This window comes from Candidatus Protofrankia datiscae (genome assembly GCF_000177615.2).
In the GTDB taxonomy this organism is placed as follows: domain Bacteria; phylum Actinomycetota; class Actinomycetes; order Frankiales; family Frankiaceae; genus Protofrankia; species Protofrankia coriariae.
The window spans coordinates 1,141,030-1,166,765 of record NC_015656.1 but is presented as its reverse complement, the minus strand read 5'-3'; the positions used below and the strand labels follow the sequence as shown (position 1 = coordinate 1,166,765).

Genomic DNA, 25,736 nt, shown 5'->3' with positions numbered 1-25,736 from the left:
GAGCGCTTCGTCACACAATGAAGACGATCACTATCTGTGACATACCTCACCTAAGTGTCACGGAAGCCGGCATGCCCCGCCAGGAGGCCAGCACTAGCATCGGGTGCACACAAACCGTCGTCCACATCATGATGTCTCCGGGTGCCCTGGTTCCTCGGTGACGCGAGCTGCCTGCCCGTCAGATCACTGCCCGGATCATCGGCTCGAGCGCGGCCCCCTGTGCCACGCTCGTGAACTGGCGGGGCCATGACAGCCGTGTCATCTTTGGCCGGACAAGCCACCATGAGTCATCGGACGGATCATCAGGACCAGCCTGTCGGAAGGCCGGTCCGGAGGAGCTTTCAGTGCCGAAGGCACCAGCGGGCACGCTCTACCGCGGCCGCGAGGGTATGTGGTCCTGGGTTGCTCACAGGATCACGGGCGTACTGATCTTTTTCTTCCTGTTCGCCCACGTCCTGGACACCGCGCTGGTGCGGGTGTCCCCATCGTCCTACGACACCGTGATCGCGACGTACAAGAACCCGGTCGTGAACCTGCTGGAGGTGGGGCTGGTAGCGGCGGTTCTCTTCCACGCGCTCAACGGGATCCGGATCGTGCTGATCGACTTCTGGGCGTCCGGCCCCCGTTTCCAGCGCCAGATGCTGTACACCGAGATCGTACTGTGGGTCATCCTGGTCGTTCCGGGCACCTTCTACATGCTGAAACACACGGTCGAGACCCTGTTCGGGAGCGCGTCCTGATGGCGACAACGATCGACGGCGCGGCCGCCCCGGCCATCGAGGCTCCGCGCAGCCCACAACGCCGGCCCGTACGCACCAAGGCACGGACGAACTTCGAGCTCTACGCGTGGCTGTTCATGCGGGTCTCCGGCATCCTGCTGGTCTTCCTGGTGCTCGGCCACCTGTTCATCATGAACATTCTTGACGGCGGTGTGCAGCGGATCGGCTTCGGTTTCGTCGCGGGCCGCTGGGCCTCGCCGTTCTGGCGGACCTGGGACCTGCTCATGCTCGTCCTGGCCGAACTGCACGGGACCAACGGCCTGCGCACCGTCATCAACGACTATGCCGAGCGGCCACAGACCCGGTTCTGGCTGAAGATGTTGCTGTACGTGTCGGCGTTCCTGGTGATCTCCCTGGGATCACTGGTCATCTTCACGTTCGACCCGAACATCTCCTGATAGCGCCTGGGAAGGCGGAGGTCCAAGCGGTGCAGATTCACAAGTTCGACACGGTCATCGTGGGTGCCGGCGGCGCGGGCATGCGCGCGGCACTCGAATCCGGCAAGCGGTGTCGCACCGCCGTGCTGACCAAGCTGTATCCCACCCGCTCCCACACCGGCGCGGCGCAGGGCGGCATGTGCGCGGCCCTGGCCAACGTCGAGGAGGACAACTGGGAATGGCACACCTTTGACACGATCAAAGGTGGTGACTATCTCGTCGACCAGGACGCCGCCGAGGTCATGTGCAAGGAGGCCATCGACGCGGTCCTCGACCTGGAGAAGATGGGCCTGCCGTTCAACCGGACCCCCGAGGGCCGCATCGACCAGCGTCGTTTCGGCGGCCACACCCGCGACCACGGCAAGGCGCCCGTCCGCCGCTCGTGCTATGCCGCCGACCGCACCGGCCACATGATCCTGCAGACCCTCTACCAGCAGTGTGTCAAGCACGACATCGAGTTCTACAACGAGTTCTACGTGCTGGACCTGCTGCTGAACGGCGGTGTTGCCGCCGGTGTGGTCGCCTACGAGCTGGCCACCGGCGAGGTGCACGTCTTTCAGGCCAAGTCCGTGGTGTTCGCCACCGGCGGTTTCGGCAAGGTCTTCAAGGTCACCTCGAACGCGCACACGCTCACCGGCGACGGCATGGGCATCATCTTCCGGCGCGGGCTGCCCCTGGAGGACCTGGAATTCTACCAGTTCCACCCGACCGGTATCTGGAAGATGGGCATCCTGCTCACCGAAGGTGCCCGCGGTGAGGGCGGCATCCTGCGCAACAAGGACGGCGAGCGCTTCATGGAGCGCTACGCGCCGACCATCAAGGACCTCGCCCCCCGGGACATGGTGGCCCGGGCCATCTACACCGAGATCCGTGCCGGCCGCGGCTGCGGCGTCGACGGCGACCACGTCTACCTCGACCTGACGCACCTGCCCCCGGAGCAGCTCGACGCGAAGCTCCCGGACATCACCGAGTTCGCCCGTACCTACCTGGGCATCGAGCCCTACACGGACCCGATCCCGATCCAGCCGACCGCCCACTACGCCATGGGCGGCGTCCCGACGAACATCAACGCCGAGGTGCTGCGGAACAACACCGACATCGTCCCGGGGCTCTACGCCGCGGGCGAGGTGGCGTGCGTCTCCGTGCACGGCGCGAACCGGCTCGGCACCAACTCGCTGCTGGACATCAACGTCTTCGGCCGTCGCGCCGGCATCGCCGCGGCAGCGCACGCGAACGAGGTCCCCACCCACGCCGAGCTCCCGGACGATCCCGCAGCCTTCGTCGAAGGCCTGCTCAGCCGGCTGCGCGACGGCAGCGGGACGCAGAACGTGGCAGCGATCCGCCGTGAACTCCAGGAGACGATGGACGTCAACGCGTCGGTCTACCGGACCGAGGCGACCCTGAAGCAGGCGGTCGGCGACATCGCCGGGCTCAAGGCCCGTTACCAGAACGTCGGCGTCACCGACCGGGGCCACCGCTACAACACCGAACTGCTGGAGGCGGTCGAGCTGGGCTTCCTGCTCGACCTCGCCGAATGCCTGGTCACCAGTGCCCTGGCCCGCAACGAGTCCCGAGGGGGGCACTCCCGCGAGGACTACCCCAACCGTGACGACGTGAACTTCCTGCGGCACACCATGGCCTACCGCTCCGGGCCGCTGGCCGCCGCCTCGCCCGACTCGGAGATCCGGCTGGACTACAAGCCGGTGGCGATGACCCGCTACCAGCCCATGGAACGCAAGTACTGACCGCTACCAACCGCGCGCCGGGTGGCGGGCGGTCCTGGCGGGACGCGACCCCGGTGCTCGGGACCCCGCCAGGACCTGGCCGGCCACCCGTTCCGCGCGGTGATGCCGCTGCCTCGACGACCGCGGGAAAACGCGGGAGGGTACTCGGGGCGGCAGCCGCGGGAAGACGGCTGAAAAGAGACAGGAAGACGTCGTAAGGGTGCTGATCAGCACGGCCACCCGTACCCGCACCAGCGTGCCCCGGCACTCCCGGACGGCGGCCACGATCCCGGGCCCGGTATTCCTCCGGGCTCGGGGGCGAGGCACCGACGGTCGGGAGACCGGCGGCACGGTCTATGATTTGCCGACCCGCCTTGTGGGTCCGATGTGAGAAAGGTCCGGCGTGACTGTCACAGACGATCTATCAACCACTGTACCGGCCGGCGCCAGTCCCAGTACCTCGGATGGGCGGACCATCACGCTGAAGATCAGGCGCTACAACCCCGAGGAGAGCGACAAGGCGTACTGGCAGAGCTTCGCCGTTCCCTTCGTCCCCAGCGACCGACTGCTGGACGCCCTGCACTACGTCAAGTGGAACCTCGACGGCTCGCTGTCCTTCCGGCGCTCGTGCGCGCACGGCGTGTGCGGCTCGGACGCCATGCGGATCAACGGCGCGAACCGGCTCGCCTGCAAGGTGCTGGTCAAGGACCTCGGCTCGGAAATCTCGATCGAACCCATCAAGGGGCTCCCGGTCGAGAAGGACCTCATCGTCAACATGGAGCCGTTCTTCGACGCGTTCCGCGCGGTCAAGCCCTACCTCATTCCCGAGGGGCACGAGCCGACCAAGGAACGGCTGCAGTCCGCCGCCGACCGGGAACGTTTCGACGACACCACCAAGTGCATCCTGTGCGCGGCCTGCACCACGTCCTGCCCGGTGTTCTGGAACGACGGCGACTACTTCGGGCCGGCCGCCATCGTGGCCGCGCACCGCTTCATCTTCGACAGCCGGGACGCCGCCAGCGACGAACGCCTGGAGATCCTCAACGAGCGCGAAGGTGTCTGGCGCTGCCGGACGACGTTCAACTGCTCGAACGCGTGCCCGCGTGGCATCCAGGTCACCAAGGCCATCGCGGAGGTCAAGCGTGCGCTGATCTTCCGGCGCATATAACGCGGGCACGGCTGGCGATCCGGTGATGCGGTGATGCGGTGACCACGTATCTTCACCGGGACTCCCGACGCCGCCATGATCGTTGTGATTGTGCCGCTGTTCCAGCGGCGCCGCGGTCACAACGATCACATGGCCCGGACCTGGCCGATGGCACTGGCCACCGTGCCGGCCGACGCGTGACACGGCCCGCGTCGGCCGGCACGGACGGCCAGGGAGGACGGACGGTGATGACCATCAGCGGGCCCGGGGCGACACAGTCACGTTTTTTGTACGCTCTCCATTTTTTCAGCTTTTTCCGCTTGTTCGGCCGGCTCGGCTTTTTTGGCTTTTCCCACTCTGACTTTTCCCACTCTGACTTCTCCCGCGCCGCGCGGGTCACGGCGTCCGCGCTCGCGCTGCTGGCGCCAGGCCTGCTGCTGGCCGCGGCCGGCTGTTCGTCCGACGACTCCCCCGCACCGCCGCCGGCGATCCCGACGAACGTCGCACCCACCGAAATCAACGGGGTGCCCGCGCCCCTCACCGACGCCTACCAGGCGACGATCAACCGAGGGACCGCGCGTATCCGCTTCAGCGACCAGGCGAACTTCGTCTCCTCGTCCGGGCGCAGACAGATCTCCATCACCGGCACCGGCACGGTCGACTTCGTCAACAGCGCCAGTCAGACCGTGCGTGACGTGGCCGGCGGGGGCCGCAGCGAGCTGCTGGTCGTCGGCTCTGATCTCTACCAGCGCAGCGTCCCGCCCGCCGACGTGCCGAACCCGCCCCGATGGACCCGTGTCATCCCCGGCGCCAGCGGCAGCCGCCCGGCGACGCCCGCTCCGACACCGACCACCCAGCCCACGACCGGTGACGCCGTCGCGCTGCGGCTCGGCTTCCTCAGCGGGGCCTCGGCCCCGGTGACCACCGTCGGCCAGGAAACGATCGACGGTGCCACGACCACCCACTACACGCTGTCCGTGAACCTGGACACCGCCGCCACCCGGGGAAACATCAGCGCCACGACGGTCGAGTACTACAAGAACACCCTGGGGACGGCGATCCAGCCAACCGAGGCATGGATCGACACCGACGGCCTCATCCGCCAGCTTCGCGTCACCGTCGCCACCTCCAGCACCGGTGCCGACACCAGCGCTGGACGCAGCGAGATCGTCCGGACGGTGACCTACTCGGACTTCGGCGTGCCCCCTCACATCACCGCGCCATCCCCCGACCAGATCGCGCCAGGCTGACCGCGGCCCCTTCCCTTCCCCACGCGGCACCACGGCACAGCCCGCGCTGATGCCGATCGCCCAGGCGCCCCTTTCCTTCCCCACGCGGCGCCACGCCTGCCTGCTGTCAGGTCTGTCGGCCATAGGTCAATGCCACTCGATTAAGCCGCCGAGTCGCCCGTCCATCCCGACACGCCAACGCACACTCCCTTCTCAGCCAATCCCTGGACTCGGCATCAGCGAGAGCTTCTCAACGCAGGCGGCAGGAGGCTGGAAGGTGCACGCCGAAATTCCAGTCGACCGGGAGATAGAATGTGCGTGTGGTACGCCTTCGTCAGGTAGTAGAACTGCCAGCCGTTGAAAACGAGCGGTTGACCGACCGTATCTCGATCGGTGTGCTCGCGAGAATCGTCCCCCGAGATCTCATCGACGAGGTACTCGTGGAGACAAAACGGCAGGAACGGCGTACCAGGCTGCTGCCGGCCCGGGTCATGGTCTACTTCACTATGGCGATGTGCCTGTTCTTCGATGATGACTATGAAGAAGTCATGCGTAAACTCGCCGGCGGGTTGATGTGGCTGGGGAACTGGAAGGGCGACTGGAAGGTCCCGACTACCGGGGCGATCTCGCAGGCACGGACCAGGCTCGGTGCCGCGCCCCTGAAGCTGCTGTTCGAACGTGTCGCCGTGCCGGTCGCGGGGCTGGGGACCAAGGGTGCCTGGCTGCGTTCCCGGCGGCTGATGGCGATCGACGGATTCTTTCTTGACGTAGCGGACACGCCGGAGAACGCCACCGCGTTCGGACGGTCCACCAACGGGTACAAGGCCAGTGCTCTGCCGCAGGTCCACGTCGTTGCGCTCGCCGAATGCGGCACGCACGCGATCGTCTCCGCCGCGGTCGGCCCACGCGCCAGCGACGAACACGCACTCGCGGCGGCCCTGTTCGACGCCTGCGAACACGGGATGCTGCTCACCGCCGACCGCTACTTCTACAGCTTCGACCTCTGGCGCCAGGCACTCGACACCGGCGCGGATCTGCTCTGGCGTGTCAGTTCCAACCTCACGCTACCGGTCATCCAGCCCCTCCCTGACAGCTCCTACCTCTCCATCATCGTCAATCCGAAAATAAGGGAGAAAAAGCGGAACCAGCTCATCGCCGACGCCCGCGCCGGCCACGACCTTCCCGAGGACTCCGCGATACCGGTCCGGGTCATCGAATACACGGTGCCCGACCGCACCGGCTCCGGAACCGGTGAACTGATCTGTCTCGTCACCACCATCATCGACCATGCCGACATACCAGCGGTGGAACTCGCCACGGCATATCACGAGCGCTGGGAGATCGAAAACATCTTCGATGAGGTAAAGACCCACCAGCGGGGCGAGGCCCGCGTCCTACGGTCGAAACTCCCGGACCTGGTGGAACAAGAGATCTGGGCGCTGCTCCTCAGCCACTACGCAATCCGAAGTCTTATGCGCGAGGCCGCCGACGAAGCCGACGTCGACCCGGACAGACTATCCTTCATGCGATCACTACGCGTCGTCCGCCAGGTCACCGACCAGGCGGATTTTTCCCCCTGACCATCACGCGCATGCACTTCAGGAAACCTTCACGGAGATCACCGAACGGCTCAACCCCTCACGCCGTCACCGCACCCACCCACGCGCCATCAGACGAGGCCAACACAACGCTTACCGGATAAAACGCCCAACAGACATCGGCACCCGTCATGATCGACCGGCCACGATCATCCTCGCTCGCGCCGCTTAACTAAGCGCCATTGGGCCATAGGTGAGAACCGCTGTCGTGACGACGTTTTCCACCTACAGCTCCCGCGGCCGTAGGTGGAACACGCTGCCATTGCCACGGTTTTCACCTACGGCTGGGGAGCAGGCCCGGCGTTGTCGGGCTCGGCGATGGGCGCGTTCGGCGGCGCGGACGTGTCCGCCGCGGATCTCGAAGCCGCCGGGCTCGCGGCGGCAGGATCCGGGACCGCCGGGCCTGACGCGTCCGATGCCGGCCGTGGCGTGTCCGGAGGCTCGTGAGCCGTGCCCGCGGCCAGCGGCTCCTCGGAACGCTCGTCCGCGGACACGGGGCCTGCGACAGAGGCGGGAGGACTGGAGCCGGCGGTGGAGCTACCAGGAGCAGGGGTGCCAAGAACGGAGCTGTCAGGAACAGAGTTACTGGGAGCGGAGCTGTCAGGAGCGGGGGTGGGGGCGGCCCGGCCGAATCCGGGGCGTACCAGGCGGGGTTTGGCGGCGGCCGGCTCGCCGAAGTCCGCCCGGCGGATCCGGCAGTACACGGTCTGTAGGTCGCTGCCCGACCGGCCGATGCCGAAGACAGCCGCCGCGGACAGGTAGGCAAGTGCGTCCGCCCGGTCCATCCCCAGCCGGCTGGACAGGAAGAGCACCGCCGACCGGGTGGTCTGACGGGCGGCGTCGGTGAGATCGGCCTGCGCCCCCAGCGGCACCCAGTGGGTATCGGTTTCGGCAAAGGGCGCGCGCAACGTCCCGAGAGCGGCCCGGGCGGCGGGTTCCTTCAGGACTGTCAGGCGGAACGTCGCTCGCAGCGGCCCCTCCAGGCCACCCGCCGCAACCTTTCCGTCACCTAAAGAATAATGCGGATCGCCAACGGCGAACAGCGCGCCGGAAACCCGCACTGGAAGAAACAAACGAGAGCCAATACCTAACTCACCGCAGTCAAGCGCCCCGCCATGTATCCCGACGGAAGTCGAGCGGACCGGGCCAGGGCTGTCGACGGCGACCGACATGATCCCCATGAACGGCGACAGCGGAAAACGCACCTTCCGCCCCTTGGAGACCTCCAGCGCGCCGAAGAGCCTGCCGCGGCGCCGTTCGACAGCGCAGAAGCTGCTTGTCGTCCGGAAGGCCGCCCAGTTCCGGGCGTTCGCGTCCGGGCCGGGCGGGTCGTTCTCGGGGAACTCCCCGGCGAGCAGCCCGGCACCGTGCCGGGTCGACACCACCCCGTACCTGGCCCGCGGATGCAACGAGACGACGTCCACCCGCAGCACGTCGCCGGGCTCGGCACCGCGTACGAACACCGGCCCGGTCACCAGATGCGGGCTGTCCACCCCGAACCGGTGCGGAATCCCGGAGGAGGCGATCATCCGGGCGTCGTCGAGGACCTCGGACGCCGGAACACCGAAACGGCCGAAGAAGGCGTCCGGGTCACGTCCCTGATCGTCGAGGATTCCCTCCTGGCTGACCGTGTCGACAGTGGCCGTGGCCCCCGACTCCACGCTCAGCACGGGTCGGGTGTCGGCGGTCGGCAGCCGCCCCCACAGGATCGTCTCCGGGGTCGACGGCAGGTAGTGCCTGCCGTCCATCTTGCCCTTGCCGGGCTGTAGCGCCACGACGACGCCGTTACCGTGACATCCGGGACTGCCGCCCGCGGCGCCCGGTGCCAGGACGCCCAGCGTCGGAGTACCCGGCGTCGAGGAGTTCGCCCAGGGACGCGGTCGGGAACACGGCCATTCCGGACATCGTGCGACAGGGACGGCATAACCCGCCAGATTCCTGCCCAACGGGCTGGTGACGACACGGCAGATACGGCACGGGCGTCAGAGTCGCAGTGAAATATGACACATATGTTTCCGACAGGTTGCGGTCCCCTCATCTGCCCATATGGAACCCGCGCGACAATCTCGGCGCGCCGGCCGGGAGGCATCGCCACACGGGAACTGACGATGTCGGAGAAGCGCACAGACGGAGCCCGTGCGGCAGTGCTCGGAGGTCGGTGAGCGGGTCCGGCAGACCAGGCTCAGGCCAGGCTGGCAGCCGGTCTCACGCAGGCGGAACTGACCTCGATGATCTCCCTCACGAGATCCGCTCTCGGACGGCCTCTCGCCCACTTCCTGACCCGTCCGCCGGCAGCCGTGGTCTCCCGGCGGACCGCGCTCGTGGACGAACCCGACCGGGCCGCGCGGGAACGCTACCCACCTTGTCGACCCTTGTCGACGCCGACCTCGAAACCCATCCGCGTGACACGCACCGTTGGGCTCACCCACGGCCGGCCGCGAGAAATTCGGTCTGTATCAGTGGACGCGGGTGAGCAGGAGGGAGCCGGCGGGGTCGACCTGGGCGTGCCAGGTGGGGCGGATCAGGCAGGTCGCCTCGGGGAACTCGACGACGGCCGGTCCCGTCACGGTGTCACCGGGGCCGAGGGCGGCGCGGGGCACGACGTCCACCTCCCGCCAGGAGCCGTCCAGGTAGATCGGACGACGGGTACGGGCGGCGGTGGGGTCGGCGGCCGGGGCCCGCAGCTCGGGTCGGCGGCCCGGCACCGTGGCCACCAGCCGTACGGCCACCACCTCGACGTCCCGGTCGGGCGCGGTGTGCCCGTAGCGGCGCAGGTGCTCGGCCTCGAAGGCCGCCCGTATCCGCGCGACGGAAAAACCACCGCCGGCGCTGTCGCCGTCGCCGTCGGCGGTGGCCACCACCGTCAGCTCGTGTGACTGGCCCACGTACCGGCAGTCCACCTGGTGTTCGATCACGAGCGCGGGGATGTCCGCGGCGAGGGTGTCCGCGTGGGCGGCCCGGGCCAGCTCGGCGAGGGCGGCGTCCAGGTCGGCCGTTGCCAGCGGGCCGTGCAGCGGACGCAGATAGTCCCGGCGGACGTCGCCGATGGCCAGCCCCAGCGCGGAGAGCACCCCGCAGGCCAGCGGCACCAGCACCCGGCGCATCCCGAGCTCCTCGGCCAGCGCGCACGCGTGCGTCCCGCCGGCGCCGCCGAAGGCGACCAGGGTCAGCTCCCGCGGGTCGAGGCCGCGTTCCACCGAGACCACCCGCAGGGCGCGGATCATCTCCGCGTCGGCGACCGCCACCACCCCGGCCGCCGTCTCCTCCACCGACAGGCCGTGAGGGCCGGACCCGAGCATCGCGCCCAGAGCGGCCAGCGCCTTGGAGGCGGCCGCCCTGGACAGGGTGACCTCGCCGCCGAGGCTCGCCCCGTCCACCAGATAGCCGAGGACCAGGTCCGCGTCGGTCACCGTCGGTTCGACACCGCCGCGGCCGTAGCAGGCCGGGCCCGGATCGGCGCCGGCCGACCGTGGCCCGGCCCGCAGCGCCCCGCCGGAGTCGACCCAGGCCACGGATCCGCCACCGGCGCTCACCGAGTGGACGTCCACCGTCGGCAACGTGACCGGTATGCCGGCGAGCACCGCCTCGGCCGTGGTCTGCACCCGACCGCCGATCACCGGGGCGACATCCGTCGACGTCCCGCCCATGTCGAAGGTCAGCAGGTCGGCCAGGCCCGAGCGGGCCGCGACATAGGCGGCGCCGACCACGCCGCCGGCCGGCCCCGACAGCACGCACGCCGCGGCGTGTTCGGCGGCGGCCGCGAGCTCCACCACTCCCCCTGAGGAGCGCATGACCAGCGGGGACGGCAGCCCCGCCGCGGCGCACCGGCGGGCGAGCGCGCCAAGGTAGGTCGACAGCGTCGGCGTCAGATAGGCGTCGGCGACGGTGGTGGCGAACCGCTCGTACTCCCGGAACCGTGGGAGCACCTCGTGGGAGGCCACCACGGTCACGCCAGGCAACGCGGCCCGCAGCGCGTCGGCGACCTGGTGTTCGTGCTCGGGATGGGCGAAGGAGAACAGCAGGCACACCGCGACGGCCGCCAGCGGCCTGACCGCCCCGTCGGCGTCGGCAACAGCCGGCGTCCCACCGGCCATGGCAACAGCCGACAGCGCGGTGAGGGCGGCGACGACGTCCCGCAGGCTGTGGGCGTCCAGCGGGACGATCACCCCGTCCGGCCCGGTGCGCTCGACCACGGTGTACCGCAGTTCGCGGGGCACCAGCGGGGGTGGGCGGTCCCGGGTGAGGTCGTAGAGCGCGGGCCGGTTCTGGCGGCCGATCTCGATGATGTCGGCGAACCCGTGCGTGGTCACCAGGGCTGTCCTCGCCCCGCGCCGCTCGAGCAGGGCGTTCGTCGCGACGGTGGTGCCATGGGCGAACCGCTCGACGACCCCGGCTGCCCCGCCCCGGCCGGGGCCGGAGCCGGCAAGAGGGCCGGCAAGACCGGCTCCGCGGACGGCGTCGAGCACCGCTTCGGACGGGTCGGCGGGCACCGATGGCACCTTCCCGAAGATCATCCGACCGTCGTCGCCGACCGCGACGAGATCGGTGAAGGTCCCACCCACGTCGACACCGAGCCACACCGCCACGTGGCGATCCTGGCATGTCGCGGCGGCCCGCTCCCAGCCGTCCGGGACGGACCGCCTACGACACCGCCCAGGATGAAGACCGACGGTAACAGCGTCAAAGACCATCAGTAATCAACAGGCAGGCCACAGTCATCAAACCAGTAGGCCACCAGTTACCCAACTCACAAACTACAGCCGCCTGGATCGCCCGTGGCTCGGATCACGGGCCACGACCTTCAGACACATCCAGGTGAAGGTGACGAGTAGCCTGATTACACGGCAGCGGAAGGGCCCGCGCCTCGGGCCCCAGCAGAAGGTGGATAGAGGGGAACGCCCCCGTGGCAGCACCGACGGTACCCGAGTCCGGCCCCGACTTCGGCCCCAACGAGTGGCTGGTATTCGAGATCTACCAGCAGTACCTCGCCGATCCAGAGAGCGTCTCGCCACAGTGGCGCGAGTTCCTCTCCGACTACCGGCCAGAGGGTGTCAACGGCCAGCCAGGCGTGGCGGGGCCCGTCCCGCCAGCCGTCGCCGACGGTGCGGTACCGGCCGCGGGCGGTGTCCCCGACGCGGTCCCAGCCGGCCAGCCGGCCACCGCGCCGACCGCCGCGACCCCGGTGACCCCCGCGGCTCCCGTGGCCAGCGCGGCTCCCGTGGCCAGCGCGCCAGCGGCAACAGCCGTACCAGCGGCAACAGCCGTACCAACGGCCGGCCAGAGCGCTCCCGCCGCGGACGGTGGCGTCCCGACGTCACCGTTGCGAGGCGCCGCCGCCCGCGTCGTCGCGAACATGGAGACGTCCCTGCATGTCCCCACGGCGACGTCGGTGCGGGCGGTGCCCGCCAAGCTGCTCGCGGACAACCGGATCGTCATCAACCGGCATCTGGCTCGTTCCCGCGGCGGCAAGGTGTCCTTCACGCACCTGATCGGCTACGCCATGGTCAGGGCGCTGCAGGCCACCCCGGTGATGAACCACTCCTACACCGAGGTCGGTGGCAAGCCCGCCCTGGTCACGCCGGAACACGTCAACCTGGGCATCGCCATCGACCTGGTCAAGGGCTCCTCGCGCCAGCTGGTCGTCGTCGCGATCAAGCAGGCCGAGACGATGGACTTCAGCCAGTTCTGGCTCACCTACGAGGACCTCATCCGGCGCGCCCGGACAAACAAGATCACGGCGGACGACTTCGCCAACGTGACGATCACGCTGACCAACCCCGGCGGCATCGGCACCGTGCACTCGGTGCCCCGCCTGATGCAGGGCCAGGGGACGATCATCGGGGTCGGCGCGATGGAGTACCCGGCCGAGTTCCAGGGCGCCTCCCAGGAGACCCTGTCGAGACTGGCCGTCTCAAAGATCATCACTCTGACCAGCACCTACGACCACCGGATCATCCAGGGTGCGCAGTCCGGCGAGTACCTGCGCCGCATCCACCAGCTGCTGCTGGGCGCGGACGACTTCTACGAGGAGGTCTTCCGCTCATTGCGCGTCCCGTACGAGCCGGTGCAGTGGGTCGCCGACATCACCTCGTCCCACGAGGGCGATCTCGACCACGGCACCCGGGTGCTGGAACTGATCCACGCCTACCGGGTCCGCGGCCACCTGATGGCCGACACCAACCCGCTCGAGTTCGCCATCCGCAGCCACCCCGACCTCGACATCATCAGCCACGGGCTGACCCTGTGGGACCTCGACCGCGAGTTCCCCGTCGACGGCTTCGCCGGCCAGCGGACGATGACCCTGCGCGACATTCTGGGCGTCCTGCGGGACTCCTACTGCCGCCGGGTCGGCATCGAGTACATGCACATCCAGGAGCCGGACGAGCGGGTCTGGATCCAGCAGCGGGTCGAACGCTCCGCCGAGCGTCCCGACCCAGCCGAGCAGCTGCACGTCCTCGAGCGGCTGGGCGCGGCCGAGGCGTTCGAGTCCTTCCTGCAGACCAAGTACGTCGGGCAGCGGCGCTTCTCCCTCGAAGGCGGGGAGTCGGCAATCCCGCTGCTGGACGAGGTCCTGCAACGGGCCTCCGAGGCCGGCATGGACGAGGTCGCCTTCGGGATGGCCCACCGTGGCCGTCTCAACGTCCTGGCGAACATCATCGGCAAGTCCTACCGGCAGATCTTCGCCGAGTTCGAGGGGTACGTCGACCCGCAGACCGCGCACGGCTCGGGTGACGTCAAGTACCACCTCGGTGCCGAGGGCGTCTACACCACTCCCGACGGCCGCGAGGTGGCGGTCTCCCTGGTGTCCAACCCCTCCCACCTGGAGGCGGTCGACCCGGTGCTCGAAGGCGTCGTCCGTGCCAAACAGGACCTGCTCAACAAGGGTCCGGAGGGCTTCACCGTCCTGCCCGTGCTCATCCACGGGGACGCCGCCTTCGCCGGCCAGGGCGTGGTCGCCGAGACGCTGAACCTCTCCCAGCTGCGCGGCTACCGCACCGGCGGCACCGTGCATCTCGTCATCAACAACCAGGTCGGGTTCACGACCTCGCCGGTGTCCAGCCGGTCGTCGGTGTACGCCACCGACGTCGCCCGGATGGTGCAGGCCCCGATCTTCCACGTCAACGGGGACGACCCCGAGGCGTGTGTGCGCGTCGCGCGGCTGGCCGTCGAGTTCCGGCAGGCGTTCCACAAGGACGTCGTGATCGACATGGTGTGCTACCGGCGGCGCGGCCACAACGAGATGGACGAGCCGTCGTTCACCCAGCCGCTGATGTACGACACCATCGCCACCAAGCGGTCGGTGCGCAAGCTCTACACGGAGGCCCTGATCGGCCGTGGCGACATCACCCCGGCCGAGGCCGAGCAGGCCATGAAGGACTACTCGGCGCAGCTGGAGAAGGCGTTCGCGGAAACCCGCGACACCACCAGCCGGCCGGCCAGCCAGCCCCGGCTGGTGACGACCCCGGCGGAGGCCGCCGCCGCGGCCGCCGTGTCCACCGCCGTGTCGCTGGACGTCGTCAAGAAGATCATCGACACCCAGACCACGCTGCCGGAGGGCTTCACCGTCCACCCGAGGCTGCGCCCGCAGCTCGAGCGCCGGGCCCAGATGGTCGCCACCGGGGCGATCGACTGGGCGTGCGCCGAGACCATCGCGTTCGGTTCGATCCTGTTGGACGGGCGGCCCATCCGCCTCGCCGGGCAGGACAGCCGGCGCGGCACCTTCGGCCAGCGGCACGCGGTCCTGGTCGACCGGCACACCGGCGAGGAGTACTCGCCGCTGAAGTCGCTGGAGGTCGAGTCGGGCGCCGGCACCTTCTACGTCCACGACTCGCTGCTGTCCGAGTTCGCCGCGATGGGCTTCGAGTACGGCTACTCGGTGGCCCGGCCGGACGCGCTCGTGCTGTGGGAGGCCCAGTTCGGTGACTTCGCCAACGGCGCCCAGTCGATCATCGACGAGTTCATCGCGGCGGGCGAGGCCAAGTGGGGGCAGCGCAGCGCGGTCGGCCTGCTGCTCCCGCACGGCTACGAGGGCCAGGGGCCGGACCACTCCTCGGCGCGCGTCGAACGCTTCCTCAGCCTGTGCGCCGAGAACAACATGCTGGTGTCGGCCCCGTCCAGCCCGGCGAGCTACTTCCACCTGCTGCGCCGGCAGGCGCTCTCGCCCGTGCGCCGCCCGCTGGTCGTCTTCACCCCCAAGTCGATGCTGCGGCTGAAGGCGGCGACGTCGACGGTCGAGGAGCTGACCGGCGGGTCGTGGCTGCCGGTCATCGACGACGCGAGCGTCGGTGACCACGCCGGCATCCGCCGGGTGCTGCTGTCCAGCGGGAAGGTCTACTACGATCTGCTGGCCACACGGGCCAAGAAGGAGATCACCGGCACCGCGCTCGTCCGGGTCGAACAGCTCTACCCGACCCCGGTCGCGGAGCTGCGCGCGGTGCTGGCGACCTACCCGAACCTCACCGAGGTGACCTGGGTGCAGGAGGAACCCGCCAACCAGGGTGCCTACCCGCACATGGCCATCCATCTGCCGGAGGCGCTGCCCGCCGGCCTGGTGCTGCGCCGGGCCTCCCGTAACGCGTCGGCCGCGCCAGCCTCCGGCTCCTCCTCGCGGCACGAGAAGGAGCAGGCGGAGCTGCTCGGACAGGCGTTCGCCGGGTAGCCTTCCCTCTCATCTCAGCGTGGCTGTCATCTCAGCGTGGGGCGGAGTATGCGGTGTATTTCACCGACCGGGGTGTCGAGGAGCTGTCGCAGCGTCGCGGTGAGGAGTCCGTAACGCTCGACTGGCTCGCCGACCAGTTGCGCACGTTCGTCGACCTGCATCCCCAGTATGAGGATGCGGTCGAGGAACTGGCCACCTACCTGGCCCGCCTCGACGACCTGGACGACTGAGCCGGACGGCCGGCGTAGCGGCAGGGGCACCCGTCCCCTGGCCAGCCGCGCCGGCCAGCCGGCCTCCCGCGGCTCCCCGAGCCGAACAGCCGAAAGAAAAAGGCAGGGGCAGACCGATTTCGATCTGCCCCTGCCTTTTTCGTGCAGTTTTCGCCTGTTTCAGGCGGTTCAAATGATCCAGACAGCTCAGACGGTGAGGACAAGCTTGCCGAAGACGTCCCCGCGGACGAGTTTCGCGAACGACGCGCGAGCGTCGGCGAGCGGACGGACGTCGTTGACGAGCGGGCGGACCCCGGTCCGATCGATGAAGGCGGCGAGTTCGGCCAGCTCGTCCCGGGTGCCCATGGTGGAGCCAACGACGGAGAGCTGGAGGAAGAACAGCCGGTTGAGCTCGGCTGGTGGGTTGGCACCGGTGGTCGTGCCCGAGCAGACGATCCGGCCGCCGGGCCGTAGCGACCGCAGGGAGTGTCCCCAGGTCGCCGCCCCCACGGTCTCGATCACCGCGTCGACCCTGACCGGCAGCCGCGCGCCGGGCTCGAACGCCTCGTCCGCACCGATCTTCAGCGCCCGCTCCCGCTTGGCGGCGTCTCTGGAGGTGACGAGAACGGTGTGGCCGGCGGCCTTCCCAAGGATGATCGCGGCCGTGGACACCCCGCCGCCGGCGCCCTGCACCAGCAGGGTTCCGCCCCCGGCGGCCGGCAGAGCGGACCGGTGGACGACCATCCGGTAGGCCGTCAGCCACGCGGTCGGCAGGCAGGCGGCCTCCTCGAACGACAGCGCGGGCGGTTTGGGCACCAGGTTGCGCCGCGGTACCGCCACCGCCTCGGCCAGGGTGCCGGGGTACAGCTCCGAGAGCAGCGTCCGCCGCGGGTCGAGGGTCTCGTCCCCGCCGCCGGCGGCCGGGTCACCGATGACCGCGTGGACGATCACCTCGTCGCCGTCCGCGCTCACCCCCGCCGCGTCGCAGCCGAGGATCATCGGCAGCCTGTCCGCGGGCAGCCCGACCCCGCGCAGACTGAAAAGATCATGATGGTTGAGCGTCGCGGCCCGGATGGACACGGTCGTCCAACCGTCGGGGACGTCGGGGGCGGGCTGCTCACCGACGTCCAGGCCCGAGAGGGGGTCGTCGGCGTTCTGGGACACAGCGGCGACAGCGAGCATCAACCAACAGTAAAGCCACGTCCGGCGTGACGCTCGTGATCACATCGACCGGGAGGAGCGGCCGGATTTTCTCCATCCACATCCATCGGAAAAACAACAAATAAACTACTAGATAACTACACACACATGAAAAACCATGTGCACTACACCGCCTGCGCCGCACGACAGGGGCGGCTGTGCTCCACTCTTCAACGTGACGACACACAGGCGGGTGCAGGAGCCCGGCTCGGGTGTGTCCCGGTGGTTCCGCCGGAGACAGCAAATACCCGTGTCGGTGGCCGATCCCGCGCCAACCGCTCACGCCGACGGCACCACGATCGTCGTTTCCGTGACGGATTTCGTCTCCTGCACCTACAAGGGATGCGGAACGCTGCGGCCGCTGGCGGAAGTGTCCGAGAACCGGCAGTGCCCCGGCTGCGGCCGGGTCTGAGCGGCCCGCTCCGACCGCGGCCAGGGTGACGGGAGGCCCCGGGTCCCGGCGGCGGCGCGGCGGACGGCCTGTCCCGGCTGTCCGAGGCCACCGCACGGACGCCTCCGCGGTACGACCCCGGCCGGGCCCCACGCGCCACCGGCCACACGCCGCCGACAGCACGTCCACCAGCGGCGCACGGTGCGTCTACCGGCGGGCCACCCCATCGGCGTGTGCCTGGCGAGCCACCGCGGCGGCAACCGCCGGCGCCACCCGGTCGTCGAAAACGCTCGGGATGATGTGTTCCTCGGTCAGCTCGTCCGCGATCACAGCGGCGAGCGCGTCCGCCGCCGCCAGCTTCATCGACTCGGTGATCCGGCTCGCACGCACGTCCAGCGCCCCGCGGAACACACCGGGGAAGGCCAGCACATTGTTGATCTGGTTCGGGTAGTCGCTGCGCCCGGTGGCGACGACCCGGGCGTGCCGGCGCGCGACCTCCGGATCGACCTCGGGGTCGGGGTTCGCCATCGCGAACACGATCGAGTCCGGCGCCATCGAAGCCACGGCCGCCTCGGGCACCGTGCCCGAGGACAGGCCGAGGAAGACGTCCGCCCCGGCCAGCGCGGCGTTGATCGAACCGGAGATCCCGGCTCGGTTGGTCGTGGCCGCGATCTCCGCCTTGACCGGGGTGAGATCGGCCCGGTCCGGGTGCAGGATCCCCCGGCTGTCACCGACCGCGATGTCCCCGATGCCGGCGGCGAGCAGGATGCGGGTCACCGCCAGGCCCGCGGCGCCCGCACCGGAGACCACCGCGCGCAGGTCGTCCAGCCGCCGGCCGGTCAGCCGCGCCGCGTTCTCCAGCGCGGCGAGCGCCACGATCGCCGTCCCGTGCTGGTCGTCATGGAAGACCGGGATGTCGAGACGGTCCTGGAGCAGCCGTTCGACGGCGAAGCAGCGCGGCGCGGAGATGTCCTCCAGGTTGATGCCGCCGAAACTGGGCGCCAGCCGGGCGACCGTCTCCACGATCTGCTCGGTGTCGGTGCAGTCCAGGCAGATCGGGATCGCGTCCACCCCGGCGAACTGTTTGAACAACGCCGCCTTGCCCTCCATGACCGGCAGTGCCGCGGCCGGGCCGATGTTGCCCAGCCCCAGCACGGCGGTGCCGTCGGTCACCACCGCGACGACGTTCGACCGCCAGGTGAAGTCGTCCGCCAGGCCCGGCTCGTCCGCGATGGCTGTGCAGACCCGCGCGACCCCGGGGGTGTAGGCAAGCGAAAGATCCTCCCGGTCGTTCAGCGGGACGGTCAGCGCAATGCCGATCTTGCCACCCCTGTGCAGGGTGAACACGGGGTCGATGTCACGGGCCAGCGACCCCGGCCCATCCGACGCGACGGCGGGCCGGGGCACGGCTGGCGGCAGATCCCCCAGCGCGTCGGGGACGGCCTGGTTGACAGAATGATCAGTTGTGGCAGTCATCACTACTCCCTCGGACGAGATGCCTCGACGGGTGGGAGGCGTGGACGGCAGGTCCGGGGATCGCCCGGGGATGCCTTCCAATATGACATGCGGGTCCCGCCGCCTCCTGCACGGACACCCCATGTCCTCGACTGAAGCATGCGCGTGCCCCGGGTGTCCCGAATAGTTTTTGCGGCCGGCCCGGCGTACCGGAACACCAATGGATCGATACCGGAACAGGCACGGACCAACGGTGACCAGCAACGATCAGCAGCGATCAGCGCTGGCCGGCGCTGGCCGGCGTGGTCCTCGTGCGCCGGCCGGGATGCCCACCTGGCAGGTGGGAGCGCATTGGCCCCCATGGGGCATCGTTACCGGGTACGGTGCGCGTTCGTGGAGGTTCACGAACTCGAGATAGCCGGCGCCTGGGTGTTCACCCCCCGCCAGCACACCGACGACCGGGGCACCTTCCTGGAGTGGTTCCGGTCCGAGACCGTGGTCGAGGCGGTCGGCCACCCGCTCCACCTCGCCCAGGCTAACCACAGCGTGAGCCGGCGCGGGACGCTGCGCGGCATCCACTACGCCGCCGTACCGCCCAGCCAGGCCAAGTACGTCACCTGCGTCCATGGCCGGGTTCTCGACTGCGTGGTCGACATCCGGCTCGGTTCGCCGACGTACGGAACGCATCAGGCGGTGCTGCTCGACGACGTGGACCGCAAGGGCCTCTACCTCGCCGAAGGACTCGGCCACTCCTTCATGGCGCTCACCGACAACGCGGCGATATCGTACATTTGTTCGACACCCTACAGCCCCGCGCGCGAGTACGGCATCGACCCGCTCGACCCCGACCTGACGCTGCCCTGGCCGCGGGACGTGGCCCCGCTGCTGTCCGAGAAGGACGCGAGGGCCCCGTCGCTGAAGGAGGCGGAGGCCGCTGGCCTGCTGCCGTCCTACAGCGCGTGCACGGCCTACTACGAGACCCTACGAATCCAGGCGGGCCACGGCCAGTAGCGTGCGATCACCCGGCCCAGCACGTCCTCGGCCGGGACCGAACCGAACGTCGCGCTGTCGGTGCCGGCCGCCACGTTGTCGGACCGCAGCCACCACGACCCGTCCGGCTCGACGAAGGCAGCCCGCTTCACCCCGAGCCCACGGCCAGGTAACCGTGCGACGACCACGTCACCCACTCGTGGCGACATTCCCCACAGCACCACGCACGCGTCCCCGTCCCGCAGCGTCGGTGTCATGGAGCGGCCGCTGACGGAGACCATCCGCACGGCAACATGTCGGCCCACCCGGGTAAGTTGCCACAAGGTGGAGCCACGCATCGACACCATCCGAGGGTTGCTGGGGCACGTCCGCGGCGTCCCGGCCTTCGACCAGGCGGCATGCGCACCCACCCGAGAGTTGCCTCAGGCGTCCAACGAGACGAGAAGGGACGGCAGCATGAGCCTCCTACGTCCGAAGACAACGGTCAGCGCCCACTGTGATCTGCCCTGTGGAGTCTACGACCCGGCCCAGGCGAAGATCGAAGCGCAGTCCGTGAAAGCGATCCAGGAGAAGTACCAGAGCAACGACGACCCGGCCTTCCGCGCTCGCGCCCTGACCATCAAGGAGGAGCGGGCGGACCTGGTCAAGCAGCACCTGTGGGTGCTGTGGACCGACTACTTCAAGCCCAACCACCTGGAGAAGTACCCCGAGCTCCACGACCTGTTCTGGCAGGCCACCAAGGCGGCCGGGGCGGCCGGCGCCAAGGGCTCGGTCGACCCGGCCGACGGGCAGAAACTGCTCGACCTCATCGAGCGGATCTCCACGATCTTCTGGGAGACCAAGGCCGCATAGGCCGCATGGCCGCGCGGGCCACCCACATCCAGGCCACACGTGTGGGCCATGTGGGCCGCGTAACCTCCGCGCAGGGATCCGGGAACCCGGGCTTCCGGTACCACGAGTTGGCATGACCGGAACAGCATGGCTGCCTGTTTCCGGCCCACTGGTGGCTCGGGGAACCGGAGCTCTGCGCGATACGGCCGGCCCGGCCGGTCACGACGATGAAGATCTACCGGACCGGAAAATCTACCAGGCTGGCCGCGGAGCATGTCACGGAGCACGCTGCCACTACTGCTGATCACAATCCCGGCTCCGGCCGGAATCCGCGGGCAGGAGCATCCCCGAACGACGACGGGACGTAGTCGGCATCACCCACACAATCCTCAGAATCGATCACCCGACCTGCGGTGGCGCCTCGGCACTGGGTACGGTGGTCTTCACGTGGCATGAACTGGGCACGGACGTCTCCAACCTTGACCGGCACGACCGCTGCCCAGGTGGGGGTCAAGAGATCAAATGGGATACGGAATCACAAGGCACACAAGGGGGTAACGCCGTGGACACAACGCCGAGGACCGAAACCGCCAGCGGTCAGGGCGGTGTCCCCGGGACAGGGGTCCCCGGTGGACGGCTGCGAGACGTCGTCCAGCTCACCCTGCCCGCCGCGAGTGCCTACCTGTCGGTCCTGCGGACCGCCACGGCATCGCTGGCGGCCCGCGCGGACTTCACCCTCGACGACATCGAGGACCTGCGGATCGCCGTCGACGAGGCATGCGCTCTGCTGCTGCTGTCGGCCGTTCCCGGCTCGGGCCTGGAATGCACCTTCGAGCTCTCCCCCGGCGTCATCGACGTCTCGGTCACGGTGCTCAGCCTGAACGGCGAGCCACCGTCCGTCGAGACGTTCGCCTGGACGGTCCTGACCGCGCTGGCCGACGAGGTGTCCTCCTCCGTGGACGCGGACTCGCGAGTCACCATCGTGCTACGCAAGCGACGCGGGATACCCGAGGAACACATCCACAGTCCCCGGGCCGCGGCGCCCGAAACACCAGCGCCCGCGGCAGCGGCCCCCGTGGCACCGTGGACCGAGAACGCCGGCGCGCCGGCCACCGGACCGGTGGGCACGCCGTGACCGCAGGGCGTACCCGACCGCTTCAGGACGCCGTGGCCACGACCAGGCAACGCTCGAAGGCCTTTCTCGACGACAGCCACGATCTTTTCCTCGCCGCGGACGAGGAGGCCACGGACGAGACGTCGCCCGGCACACCGGTGGCGGAGGCCGCCCTGGCGCCACGCTCGCCCAGGCCGGCGACGGTCGCGGCCCAGGGCCATCCCAAAAATGATCGCTCCGACTCCGACGCCGACGCCGACGCCGGTCATTCCGGCCATGACCATCCCGGTGAGACCAACGATCGGGTGCGTGCCCGGGAGCTGTTCACCCAACTGGTCGCCCTTCCCGAGGGGGACCAGCAGCGAGCCGAGATCCGCGACCAGCTCGTCCGGATGCACCTGCCGCTCGTCGAGTACCTCGCGCGCCGTTTCCGCAACCGCGGCGAGCCCCTGGACGATCTGACCCAGGTGGCGACGATCGGCCTGATCAAGTCGGTGGACCGCTTCGATCCCGAGCGTGGCGTGGAGTTCTCCACCTACGCGACGCCGACGATCGTCGGCGAGATCAAACGGCACTTCCGGGACAAGGGCTGGGCGATCCGAGTCCCGCGGCGGCTCCAGGAACTCAAGCTGTCGCTGACCAAGGCCACCTCGGAACTCTCCCAGACGCTCGGCCGCTCACCGACGGTCAGCGAGATCGCGGCTCATCTCCAGATGAGCGAGGAGGAGGTGCTGGAGGGCCTGGAGTCCGCCAACGCCTACTCGGCGGTCTCCCTGGACGCACCGGACTCCGGCGACGACGAGGCCCCGGCGGTGGCCGACACCCTGGGCGTCCAGGACGAGTCCCTCGAGGGAGTCGAGTACCGGGAGTCGCTCAAGCCGCTGCTGGAGAAGCTGCCCCCACGGGAGAAGCGCATCCTGCTGCTGCGGTTCTTCGGCAACATGACCCAGTCGCAGATCGCCACCGAGCTCGGGATCTCCCAGATGCACGTCTCGCGGCTGCTCGCCCGCACGCTGGCCCAACTGCGCCGCGGCCTGCTGGACGACACCTGACGAGCGTTCACCGCGCGGCCAGGCGGCTGCCGCTCGGCCCTCGCTCCCGGCCGAGCGGGCCGCCCCCGGCGATGGCGGCCCGCTCGTGCCAGATCGTGCCAGGTCATTCAGAGGAACCACCCGGGCCCGTGGGCTGGTGCGGGCGGTAGGCACCGGCCAGACCGATCAACACCAGCACCCCGATCGGGACCACGACCAGCGGGACACCCTCGCCATAGCGGTGGGCCTGCAGAAGGCCAACAGCAACCGGAATACACAAAATTTGAACAACAACAAGCGGAGAACGGGCCCACTGCCGGCGCGCGAGCAACGCCCACGTGAGCAGCCACAGAACAACTCCGGCGACAACCGCGAACAGGCCGCCGAGCTCGGCCCGGCCCCGGTCGTCGGTGTCCGCGCCGAAACCCCGCACCACCAGAAAGACGCCGAGGGAGACGAGTAACAGCCCCTCGGCGGCCAGCAGTACCACGGCGGCCCGCAACGCGCGTACGGCACGCCGGGCGCCATGCCGGGCATCGTCGTGTTGTCGACCGCCCGCCGGCGTCGGCACGATCCGCTCGAATCCAGCCCTGGAACCCACATGCCGACAGTACGTGTTCCCCACGGCCACGTAACCCCGGTGGGTATGCCTGACGAGCCCCCACCCGACACGCGGATGTCCGCCGGCGTCGGGATTCCGCCGGTGGCAAGAATTACGTCGTGACGCCTGGAAAGCCCTGAACGGCTAACGTAGACATCATGCGTGCGCTGCTGGTCGTTAACCCCCTCGCCACGGCTACGACCCAGCGCATCCGGGATGTCCTGGTCAGTGCCCTGGCCGCCGATCTGCACCTGGAGACCGTCGCCACCAAGGGCCGCGGCCACGCCATCGAACTCGCCGAGCGCGCCACCGACGCCGGCGTCGACCTCGTCGTCGCCTTCGGCGGCGACGGAACGGTCAACGAGATCGCCAACGGTCTCCTGCGGGCGGGGCCGGTTCCGGGCGCTCCGGCGCTGGCCGTGGTGCCCGGTGGGAGCACCAACGTCTTCGCCCGCGCGCTCGGCTACTCCGCCTCCCCGGTGGAGGCCACCGGGGAACTTCTGGAGGCACTGCGCGAAGGCCGCAGTCGCCGGATCGGCCTCGGGCACGCCACCTTCACCAGCCGGTCGGGCATCAGCCAGTCCCGCTGGTTCACGTTCTGCGCCGGCCTCGGCGTGGACGCGGCCGTGGTCGAACGGGTGGAGCGCAAGCGGGTACGCGGACGCCGCAACACCCCGGGGCTGTACCTGCGCTCGGCACTCGGGCAGTTCGTCCGTGGCGCCGGGCGCCACCGTCCGCCCATCACCATCACCACCGACGAACCGGGCCAGACCGCCGGGGCAGCCGCCGACGGTGCCGACCCGGGCACCGCGCGGCCCGGCACCGTCCAGGCCGTCGTGGTGTGCAACACGACGCCCTGGACGTATCTCGACTCCCGGCTGGTACGTGCCTGTCCGGCGGCCTCGTTCGACGCCGGCCTGGATCTTCTCGGCCTGCGCCGGCTGACGCTCGCGCGGACGGCCCACGCCGGCCTGCAGATGCTGCACAGCGCTCGAGGCCCCCACGGCAAGAACGTCCGTGCGCTGCACGACCAGCGCACGATCACGTTGACGGCCGCGCGCGAGCTGCCGTTCCAGATGGACGGCGAGTACATCGGCCCGCAGACTCAGGTGACGCTGCGATCCGAGCCGAGGGCGCTGCGCGTCATCGTCTGAGACGGACGCGAACGTCCGCTCAGGCCGCTCCCCGGCCCAGTCCTCGGACGACTTCGGCCGGGTCGTCGCAGATCACCCCGTCCACACCGGCGGCCCGCAGCCGGTCGGCGTCCCGCACCGAGGTGACCGTCCAGGTCACCAGGCCCACGCCGGCTACCCGGGCCCGTTCGGGCACGTCCGGGGAGCCAAGCACCGAGGAGATGTGGGCGTGCAGCTCCTGATGGCCGGCGGAGCGCACATAGGCGATGCCGCCGCTGACCGACATCCGCGGCATGGTGAGGAACGCGGTGGACACGCCGATCCCGGCGTCGCGCACCGCCTCGATCGCGAACCAGTCGAACGAGGAGACGGTCACGGCCCCGGGCGCGTCGCCGGAGGTCCGGGTGAGCCCACGGGAGCGCAGGAGTTCGACCAGGGCCCGGGCGGTCCGTTCCCGGGGGGCGTCGAAGTCGGGCTGGCCCGGCTGATTCTTGATCTCGAGGACGAGGCGGCCACGGCCGTCCCAGGCGTCGAGGATCTCGGTCAGGGTGGGCACACCCAGACCGGTGAGCTCGCGGGTCGTCCGGCGTATCACGGCCCGGCCGGTCAGCCGCCCCGGCAGCCGAGGATCATGGACGCAGACCAGATCCCCGTCGGCGCTGCGCCGTACGTCCACTTCGATACCATCAGCGCCGGCGCTCAACGCGGCGTCCACCGCCTCAGCTGTGTTCTCCGGACCGGGAACCCGGCTACCGCGGTGACCAAGAACCTGCATGCGCCAACGATGCCATCACGGCCACGCCCCGGGTAACGCCAGGGCCGCCGAGGCCAGCTGCGTCGAAACGCCAAAAGCGGCGTGATCACGGCTTGGTACGCCCACGGGCCGGAAGCCGGCCAGAGATCCGGGAGGCCCGGACTCGGGAACCGAGCGAGAAACCCAGGACGACAACCTCGAATGCCAATTCGGCATGTTGTCCGCCTCTGCCGGGTGTGCGTGTTCACTGAGTTGGCGGTACTAGGACGGCCTGTGTGTCGCTGTCGTCTGATCCGCCGCAAAGAGTGGTCCACCTGTGTCTCTAACGGACGAAGCCAGGTGGTCAGGGGTCGGTAAGGGGCGGGAAGCCACTTGCAGGTCCTTGCGCCCATGCCAGTTGCGGTGGGAGGGTGGCGAATGTCCGAGGTGGATGGACCCATACACCTCGGGTTCA

At 69.4% G+C, this 25,736-nt stretch carries 20 protein-coding genes; 13 read left to right on the top strand and 7 right to left on the bottom strand.

From position 1 onward, the window contains the following. Window positions 1-344 precede the first annotated feature (344 nt). The 6 genes from sdhC to FSYMDG_RS04860 all read left to right on the top strand — a co-directional run bounded on the left by sdhC (window position 345) and on the right by FSYMDG_RS04860 (window position 6,896). Window positions 345-740: a succinate dehydrogenase, cytochrome b556 subunit gene (gene sdhC, locus FSYMDG_RS04885; RefSeq protein WP_013872480.1), complete on the top strand. Its 396-nt coding sequence runs from the start codon at window positions 345-347 to the stop codon at window positions 738-740. Continuing rightward, a complete protein-coding gene (locus tag FSYMDG_RS04880) occupies window positions 740-1,177 on the top strand; it encodes a succinate dehydrogenase hydrophobic membrane anchor subunit (protein ID WP_013872479.1) in 438 nt (145 codons plus the stop codon). Before sdhC ends, FSYMDG_RS04880 begins: the two co-directional genes overlap by 1 nt. A 29-nt stretch (window positions 1,178-1,206) precedes the next feature. After that, window positions 1,207-2,961 carry a succinate dehydrogenase flavoprotein subunit gene (gene sdhA / locus FSYMDG_RS04875; RefSeq protein ID WP_013872478.1) on the top strand — a complete coding sequence of 585 codons (1,755 nt, stop codon included), beginning with the start codon at window positions 1,207-1,209 and terminating at the stop codon, window positions 2,959-2,961. A 382-nt stretch (window positions 2,962-3,343) separates the two neighbouring features. Further along, entirely contained in the window at window positions 3,344-4,108 is a 765-nt protein-coding gene (locus FSYMDG_RS04870) for a succinate dehydrogenase iron-sulfur subunit (RefSeq protein WP_013872477.1), read from the top strand. Window positions 4,109-4,407: 299 nt separating this feature from the next. Then, window positions 4,408-5,337, top strand: a complete 930-nt coding sequence (locus FSYMDG_RS04865) for an LppX_LprAFG lipoprotein (protein ID WP_131796168.1) — start codon at window positions 4,408-4,410, stop codon at window positions 5,335-5,337. A gap of 299 nt (window positions 5,338-5,636) precedes the next feature. Further along, on the top strand, window positions 5,637-6,896 hold the full coding sequence (locus FSYMDG_RS04860) for an IS4 family transposase (RefSeq protein ID WP_043604912.1): 1,260 nt from the start codon (window positions 5,637-5,639) through the stop codon (window positions 6,894-6,896). Between the two features lie 296 nt (window positions 6,897-7,192). Here the strand turns inward: FSYMDG_RS04860 and FSYMDG_RS04855 are convergent, their stop codons facing one another. After that, window positions 7,193-8,689 (bottom strand): acetamidase/formamidase family protein, encoded by a 1,497-nt coding sequence (locus FSYMDG_RS04855; protein WP_131773848.1) that lies wholly within the window; start codon window positions 8,687-8,689, stop codon window positions 7,193-7,195. A 681-nt stretch (window positions 8,690-9,370) separates the two neighbouring features. Continuing rightward, on the bottom strand, window positions 9,371-11,500 hold the full coding sequence (locus FSYMDG_RS04850) for a hydantoinase/oxoprolinase family protein (RefSeq protein WP_013872473.1): 2,130 nt from the start codon (window positions 11,498-11,500) through the stop codon (window positions 9,371-9,373). Window positions 11,501-11,817: 317 nt separating this feature from the next. On the opposite strand from FSYMDG_RS04850, the gene FSYMDG_RS04845 reads away from it, so the two are divergent. Together FSYMDG_RS04845 and FSYMDG_RS26740 are read left to right on the top strand one after the other, a co-directional pair. Continuing rightward, the gene (locus FSYMDG_RS04845) at window positions 11,818-15,573 is read left to right on the top strand and encodes a multifunctional oxoglutarate decarboxylase/oxoglutarate dehydrogenase thiamine pyrophosphate-binding subunit/dihydrolipoyllysine-residue succinyltransferase subunit (protein ID WP_013872472.1); all 3,756 of its coding nucleotides are present in this window, start codon (window positions 11,818-11,820) and stop codon (window positions 15,571-15,573) included. Between the two features lie 53 nt (window positions 15,574-15,626). Continuing rightward, window positions 15,627-15,803: a DUF6104 family protein gene (locus tag FSYMDG_RS26740; protein WP_013872471.1), complete on the top strand. Its 177-nt coding sequence runs from the start codon at window positions 15,627-15,629 to the stop codon at window positions 15,801-15,803. Between the two features lie 186 nt (window positions 15,804-15,989). Here the strand turns inward: FSYMDG_RS26740 and FSYMDG_RS04840 are convergent, their stop codons facing one another. Beyond that, on the bottom strand, window positions 15,990-16,964 hold the full coding sequence (locus FSYMDG_RS04840; RefSeq protein ID WP_013872470.1) for a zinc-binding dehydrogenase: 975 nt from the start codon (window positions 16,962-16,964) through the stop codon (window positions 15,990-15,992). A 616-nt stretch (window positions 16,965-17,580) separates the two neighbouring features. After that, entirely contained in the window at window positions 17,581-18,849 is a 1,269-nt protein-coding gene (locus tag FSYMDG_RS04830) for an NAD(P)-dependent malic enzyme (RefSeq protein ID WP_013872468.1), read from the bottom strand. A gap of 339 nt (window positions 18,850-19,188) precedes the next feature. On the opposite strand from FSYMDG_RS04830, the gene rfbC reads away from it, so the two are divergent. Further along, window positions 19,189-19,839 (top strand): dTDP-4-dehydrorhamnose 3,5-epimerase, encoded by a 651-nt coding sequence (gene rfbC / locus FSYMDG_RS04825; protein ID WP_013872467.1) that lies wholly within the window; start codon window positions 19,189-19,191, stop codon window positions 19,837-19,839. Here rfbC and FSYMDG_RS04820 read toward each other — a convergent pair. Next, window positions 19,800-20,156 (bottom strand): S24/S26 family peptidase, encoded by a 357-nt coding sequence (locus FSYMDG_RS04820; protein ID WP_013872466.1) that lies wholly within the window; start codon window positions 20,154-20,156, stop codon window positions 19,800-19,802. The two genes, rfbC and FSYMDG_RS04820, sit on opposite strands and share 40 nt — an antisense overlap. Window positions 20,157-20,274: 118 nt before the next feature. Here FSYMDG_RS04820 and sodN point away from each other — a divergent pair, with 118 nt between their 5' ends. The 3 genes from sodN to FSYMDG_RS04805 all read left to right on the top strand — a co-directional run bounded on the left by sodN (window position 20,275) and on the right by FSYMDG_RS04805 (window position 22,815). Next, window positions 20,275-20,670: a superoxide dismutase, Ni gene (sodN, locus tag FSYMDG_RS04815; RefSeq protein ID WP_013872465.1), complete on the top strand. Its 396-nt coding sequence runs from the start codon at window positions 20,275-20,277 to the stop codon at window positions 20,668-20,670. A gap of 541 nt (window positions 20,671-21,211) precedes the next feature. Then, window positions 21,212-21,784 (top strand): anti-sigma factor, encoded by a 573-nt coding sequence (locus tag FSYMDG_RS04810; RefSeq protein WP_013872464.1) that lies wholly within the window; start codon window positions 21,212-21,214, stop codon window positions 21,782-21,784. A gap of 32 nt (window positions 21,785-21,816) precedes the next feature. Then, a complete protein-coding gene (locus FSYMDG_RS04805) occupies window positions 21,817-22,815 on the top strand; it encodes an RNA polymerase sigma factor SigF (RefSeq protein WP_013872463.1) in 999 nt (332 codons plus the stop codon). Between the two features lie 103 nt (window positions 22,816-22,918). On the opposite strand, the gene FSYMDG_RS04800 is transcribed toward FSYMDG_RS04805, so the two are convergent. After that, window positions 22,919-23,365, bottom strand: coding sequence for a hypothetical protein (locus FSYMDG_RS04800; protein ID WP_013872462.1), 447 nt, complete (start codon window positions 23,363-23,365; stop codon window positions 22,919-22,921). 188 nt (window positions 23,366-23,553) lie between these two features. On the opposite strand from FSYMDG_RS04800, the gene FSYMDG_RS04795 reads away from it, so the two are divergent. Continuing rightward, window positions 23,554-24,549, top strand: coding sequence for a diacylglycerol/lipid kinase family protein (locus tag FSYMDG_RS04795; RefSeq protein ID WP_013872461.1), 996 nt, complete (start codon window positions 23,554-23,556; stop codon window positions 24,547-24,549). Window positions 24,550-24,568: 19 nt separating this feature from the next. On the opposite strand, the gene FSYMDG_RS04790 is transcribed toward FSYMDG_RS04795, so the two are convergent. Next, window positions 24,569-25,303 (bottom strand): glycerophosphodiester phosphodiesterase, encoded by a 735-nt coding sequence (locus FSYMDG_RS04790; protein ID WP_013872460.1) that lies wholly within the window; start codon window positions 25,301-25,303, stop codon window positions 24,569-24,571. Window positions 25,304-25,736: the final 433 nt, after the last annotated feature.

Bases quoted from the DNA above. Each gene is read 5' to 3' on its own strand.
- FSYMDG_RS04880 (WP_013872479.1), top strand. From the start codon at position 740: ATGGCGACAACGATCGACGGCGCGGCCGCCCCGGCCATCGAGGCTCCG.
- FSYMDG_RS04840 (WP_013872470.1), bottom strand. From the start codon at position 16,964: ATGCTCGCTGTCGCCGCTGTGTCCCAGAACGCCGACGACCCCCTCTCG.
- FSYMDG_RS04830 (WP_013872468.1), bottom strand. From the start codon at position 18,849: ATGACTGCCACAACTGATCATTCTGTCAACCAGGCCGTCCCCGACGCG.
- rfbC (WP_013872467.1), top strand. From the start codon at position 19,189: ATGGGGCATCGTTACCGGGTACGGTGCGCGTTCGTGGAGGTTCACGAA.
- FSYMDG_RS04820 (WP_013872466.1), bottom strand. From the start codon at position 20,156: ATGCGTGGCTCCACCTTGTGGCAACTTACCCGGGTGGGCCGACATGTT.
- sodN (WP_013872465.1), top strand. From the start codon at position 20,275: ATGAGCCTCCTACGTCCGAAGACAACGGTCAGCGCCCACTGTGATCTG.
- FSYMDG_RS04795 (WP_013872461.1), top strand. From the start codon at position 23,554: ATGCGTGCGCTGCTGGTCGTTAACCCCCTCGCCACGGCTACGACCCAG.
- FSYMDG_RS04790 (WP_013872460.1), bottom strand. From the start codon at position 25,303: ATGCAGGTTCTTGGTCACCGCGGTAGCCGGGTTCCCGGTCCGGAGAAC.